Raw genomic sequence first — 4,441 nt, 5'->3', positions numbered from 1 at the left:
TGCCCGCACACGATTACCTGGGCTTGCGCGGTCCCGGCGCAGAATGACGCCCCACCTTGGCATCCAGGTCGTCGATCCAGCCGGCTTTGGCGTCCGGAAAGGCATCCGCGTAGGGGACGTAGAGTTTGATATCCAGCACAGGTGTGCCATCCAGGAGGTCCACACCGCGAAGGTGCAGCGTCCTGCCTTCGACCTTGGCCAGTTCCACGGCCGACAGGCCGATCGAATTGGGGCGATGCGGGGAGCGGGTGGCCAAAACGCCCCGCTTGGGTCCACCCCGCGGCGGCTTGACGCTGCTTTTCCAGCCTTCACTCCGGTGAAAGGCGAAGATGAGCCAAAGCCTGTCGAAGCCGCTCAGATCCTGGAGGACTTTCTCGTCCAGCCAATCCTGAAGCTCCAGAGTGGCTGGCGCGAACGCCCCGGATTCCGTGCCTTTCACCACCGTGCTTTGATGGGGTGCGTCGATGCGGCGGCTGTAGGGGGAGCGCAGGATGCCGATGGGGCGATAGATGAAATGGGAGTCTTGGGTCATGTCGGGAGATTTGACTTCAAACAGGCCTGCCGGTCTTCGTCTTCGAAGAAAACCCTGGCGCGATGGTTGTCGCGCCGTGTGATAGGAGCGGTTGACCGGCTGCTATTATTCGAGCGGTTCCGAGGACGGCGCGAATGCTAGCGCTTTCGGGGGGAGGTGGCAATGAAAAATATGGGAAGTATCCATATTGTCATTGGTGTGCCTGCAAATACCCAAATGCAAAGCCTGACCCTAAAATGCTTCCTGACCCCAAATGGTTCCTTCCAACCGCCAAATGCTCTTCCGTCATGCTCGCTGTTGACAGGGTTGGAACTTTGTTGTAGAAATAAATACAATCAATTGTGCTTATCTCTACATATAATTGTACTTAAAGGTACATATAATGGATTATCGGCTCGACAAGCAGGGGTTGCTGGAGATCCTTGGGCAGTGGAACCATTTCCTGAAAAGGAAGGTTCATCTCGTCGCCTGCGGTGGCACGGCCATGACCCTGATGGGAGTCAAGCCCTCGACCAAAGATGTCGATTTCATGGTTCCGGTGCTGGCCGAGTATGCATATCTGCTGAAAACCCTGGAGCAGCTTGGTTACAGACAGGTCACCGGCCATGGGTGGCAGCGGCTGGAGGATGTCTTTCGCTTCGACCTGTTTCGGGGAAACCGCATCCATACCACCGAATTGCTGGAATCGCCGCTGGCGGCCGGGCGCCATCAGTTGCTGAGGGAGTTCTCCCGCCTGTACGTCGGCGTTCTCAACGAATATGACCTGATCGGCAGCAAGCTCATGCGTGGTTCGCAGGTCGACTTCGAGGATTGCCTGATGCTGATGCGCGCCCGCCGGGAGCAGATCGATGTCGGCCACCTGGTTACGCATTTTCGGGAGCTCGCCAGCTACGATGTCGCTGAGATGCGCGTGCGTACGCATATCGATCGGTTTGTAGAGTGCCTTCGGGAGGAAGGCTTGTATGACGGATAAAAAACTGCTCGAAAGTCTGTCGCGGCTCGGGTTGCCGCTGATGGAAACCAGCGAGGATCTCGATGTCAACCTGACCCTGGCCGAGGTGGTGAAGAGCAGGGATGCGCGGCTCTGGGAAGGGTTTCCGGTGGTGCTGGTGAATGCCGCCCAGGATTATCGTTTCGATTATGTTCAGGTGTACAACAATCTGGCTTCCGATGAGGAGAAGTCGGATTTTCACCGGCTGCTGCTGTTGGCGCTGGCTCTGTACGACTCGGCGCACCTGTCGTTTTCCTGGATGAACCGGCTGAAGGAGCGGTTCACCGATGAGGAGAAAGCGCAGCTGAAATTCCTGCGCAGCGCATTGACCGGGGATGAGCTCTTCGACTTCGGCGGGATGCAGTTTCACCCGGCGCGGCTTAAGGGGGTCTTCGAGCTTTATTTCCAGCAGGAAGCCGGGAAGAGCAGGAAACAGAAGGAACGCTACGAGGAACTGTCGCTCGAATATGCCCTGTCCCAGGTCTTCTCGCCGAAGCAGAAGGAATTGTTCCGGAAGAAGCTGGACGGGCTGCCGTTGTCCAAGACGGAAAAGGAGTATTACTCGCGGACCGTCAAGAAGAAGGTCGTGGCCCTGGCCAATGCGGAGTTGCATCGTTTGGCGCAGAAGCTTCTGGAATATTGAGTTGGAGCTGCTGAGTTGAGACGATCAGGAGAGGGCGGCCATCGGGCCGCCCTTTTTTGGAGAACCGGGGGTTTTGAGGGCAAAAAGGGGCGTTTAAGGCTGGGTTTCAGGCTGAAATCGAGGTAAAAAACTGTTAAATCAACTGGTTGGTTTGGTCCGACCCCAATGCACCCCTGCTTTTCCAGCCTTCACTCCGGTGAAAGGCGAAGATGAGCCAGAGCCTGTCGAAACCGCTCAGATCTTGAAGGACTGTCTCGTCCAGCCAGTCCTGAAGCTGCAAAGTGGCTAGCGCGAAATCCCCCGTTTCCGTGCCTTCCACCACCGTGCTTTGATGGGGTGCATCGATGCGGCGGCTATAGAGGGATCGCAGGATGCCAATGGGGCGATAGGTGAAATGGGTGTCTTGGGTCATGTCGTGGGATTTAACTTCAAGCAGGCCTGCCGGTCTTCGTCATCGGGCCGATAGTGTCAGGTCTACACTTTGACAGTTTGTCAATGTGTAGACCTGACACCCATGGGTTTCTCGAATGTGGCCCCAAGTTCCTAAAAGAAGAGGCCCGCCTTGCAGCGGGCCTCGATCTTCAGTTGTCGGCTCCGTGATCCCGGCGCCAGCGTTTTATCTCCTTGCGGATCGATTTCCATTTCTTCTTATTTGCCAACTGGAACGATAGATCTTCTCGATGAGCCGTATAAGAGAGCTGGGTCTGTTGCTTAAGGTAGCTCTCCAGGCGGGCGGCATCGAGTTCTCCGGTCATCAGGGATGCCCGGACGGCGCATCCCGGTTCGTTGTCATGCCGGCAATCGCTGAAGCGGCATTGTTTCGCGAGGGCCGCGATCTCCGGAAAGGTGCTCTCCAGCCCGTCCCGGCTTTCCCCCCATAGATGGAGTTCCCTCAGCCCCGGGGTGTCTATGACCAGGGCGCCTCCGGGGAGGGGAAAGAGTTCCCGGTGGCTCGTGGTGTGGACTCCCTTCCCGACGGCCGTGCTCACCGGAGAGGTCGACTGGCGTGCGGCGCCGGCTATCCGGTTGAGCAGGGTCGACTTGCCCGCCCCCGAGGATCCGAGCAGCACCAGAGTCTGTCCGGCCCGAAGGTAGGGCTCCAGTTCGCCGAGACCGTCGCCGCTGAGGGCGCTGGTGACCAGGACCGGCACCCCGAAGGCGATCGCCTCGATCTCGGCGCGGCAGGCTTCCGCCTCGGCGCAGAGATCGCTCTTGTTGAGGGCGATTACCGGAGTGGCGCCGCTTTCGTACACCAGGGTCAGATAACGCTCGATGCGTCTCGGGTTGTAGTCACGGTCCAGCCCGCTGACGATGACGGCGGTATCGACATTCGCCGCCAGCACCTGGGCAGTCGACGGTTTATCCGAGGCGCTTTTTCGGCTCCCTGCGGCCGCCCGCTTCAGAGCGGTCCTGCGGGGAAGAACCGCCTGAATGCGGTCCCCGACTGCTACGGAAGGATCGACGATCACCCAATCCCCGACGACGGGAAGGGTGTCGGGGGATGAAACATGGCGCAGGTGGCCGGCAAGAGTGGCGGTTTTTTCTGTATCGCCGTCCAGCAGGGAGTAGAAGCCTCCACCCGCCCGGACAACCCGGGCTGCGGCGAGGCCTTGTTGCTCATAGGGTTTGAATTGTTCTGCAAAGTGGGCATTCCAACCCAGGTTCTCGATGTTCATCGGGACAATTCCTTCTCAGGCCGAGAGTGTTGAGGCCTGCAGAGGAATTGCTGCTTGGCTCAGAAGCAATCCCCCGCAGGCAGGCGGGACCCTCGAAGAACGCTCACAATCTCCGTCATGTTCATATTCATCTCCTTTGTTTTGATGGGATGCGGAATTTTAGCATGGTTTTATTTATAGCAAAAGTCGGAGAAGTCGCCGTGGGGGAGGGGGATGCCCGCACACGATTACCTGGGCTTGCGAGGTCCCGGCGCAGAATGACGCCCCACCTTGGCATCCAGGTCGTCGATCCAGCCGGCTTTGGCGTCCGGAAAGGCATCCGCGTAGGGGACGTAGGGTTTGATATCCAGGACGGGTGTGCCATCCAGGAGGTCCACCCCGCGAAGGTGCAGCGTCCTTCCTTCGATCTTGGCCAGTTCCACCGCCGACAGGCCGATCGAATTGGGACGATGCGGGGAGCGTGTGGCCAGAACGCCCCGCTTCGGTCCACCCCGCGGCGGCTTGACGCTGCTTTTCCAGCCTTCGCTCCGGTGAAAGGCGAAGATGAGCCAAAGCCTGTCGAAGCCGTTCATATCCTGAAGGACTTTCTCGTCCAGCCA

The 4,441-nt window shown here is 58.6% G+C and carries 6 protein-coding genes; 2 read left to right on the top strand and 4 right to left on the bottom strand.

Annotated elements, in window-relative coordinates; translation table 11 throughout:
* Window positions 1–13: 13 nt before the first annotated feature.
* Complete coding sequence (gene tsaA, locus VD811_16615) at window positions 14–532, bottom strand: tRNA (N6-threonylcarbamoyladenosine(37)-N6)-methyltransferase TrmO (GenBank protein ID HXV22609.1); 519 nt, start codon at window positions 530–532, stop codon at window positions 14–16.
* 382 nt (window positions 533–914) lie between these two features.
* Between tsaA (VD811_16615) and VD811_16610 the strand changes: the two genes are divergently transcribed.
* The gene (locus VD811_16610; GenBank protein HXV22608.1) at window positions 915–1,505 is read left to right on the top strand and encodes a hypothetical protein; all 591 of its coding nucleotides are present in this window, start codon (window positions 915–917) and stop codon (window positions 1,503–1,505) included.
* Window positions 1,495–2,166 (top strand): hypothetical protein, encoded by a 672-nt coding sequence (locus VD811_16605; GenBank protein ID HXV22607.1) that lies wholly within the window; start codon window positions 1,495–1,497, stop codon window positions 2,164–2,166. The genes VD811_16610 and VD811_16605 overlap by 11 nt, the downstream gene beginning before the upstream one ends.
* 133 nt (window positions 2,167–2,299) lie before the next feature.
* Here the strand turns inward: VD811_16605 and VD811_16600 are convergent, their stop codons facing one another.
* The 3 genes from VD811_16600 to tsaA (VD811_16590) form a co-directional block, all read right to left on the bottom strand.
* A complete protein-coding gene (locus VD811_16600) occupies window positions 2,300–2,578 on the bottom strand; it encodes a hypothetical protein (protein ID HXV22606.1) in 279 nt (92 codons plus the stop codon).
* A 169-nt stretch (window positions 2,579–2,747) separates the two neighbouring features.
* Entirely contained in the window at window positions 2,748–3,842 is a 1,095-nt protein-coding gene (rsgA, locus tag VD811_16595; GenBank protein ID HXV22605.1) for a ribosome small subunit-dependent GTPase A, read from the bottom strand.
* Between the two features lie 227 nt (window positions 3,843–4,069).
* The coding region (gene tsaA / locus VD811_16590) for a tRNA (N6-threonylcarbamoyladenosine(37)-N6)-methyltransferase TrmO (protein HXV22604.1) at window positions 4,070–4,441 on the bottom strand (372 nt) is incomplete at its 5' end.

Source organism: Desulfuromonadales bacterium (assembly GCA_035620395.1).
Taxonomy (GTDB): domain Bacteria; phylum Desulfobacterota; class Desulfuromonadia; order Desulfuromonadales; family DASPGW01; genus DASPGW01.
The sequence above is the reverse complement of the archived record's forward strand: the minus strand, read 5'-3'. Positions and strand labels throughout refer to the sequence as shown.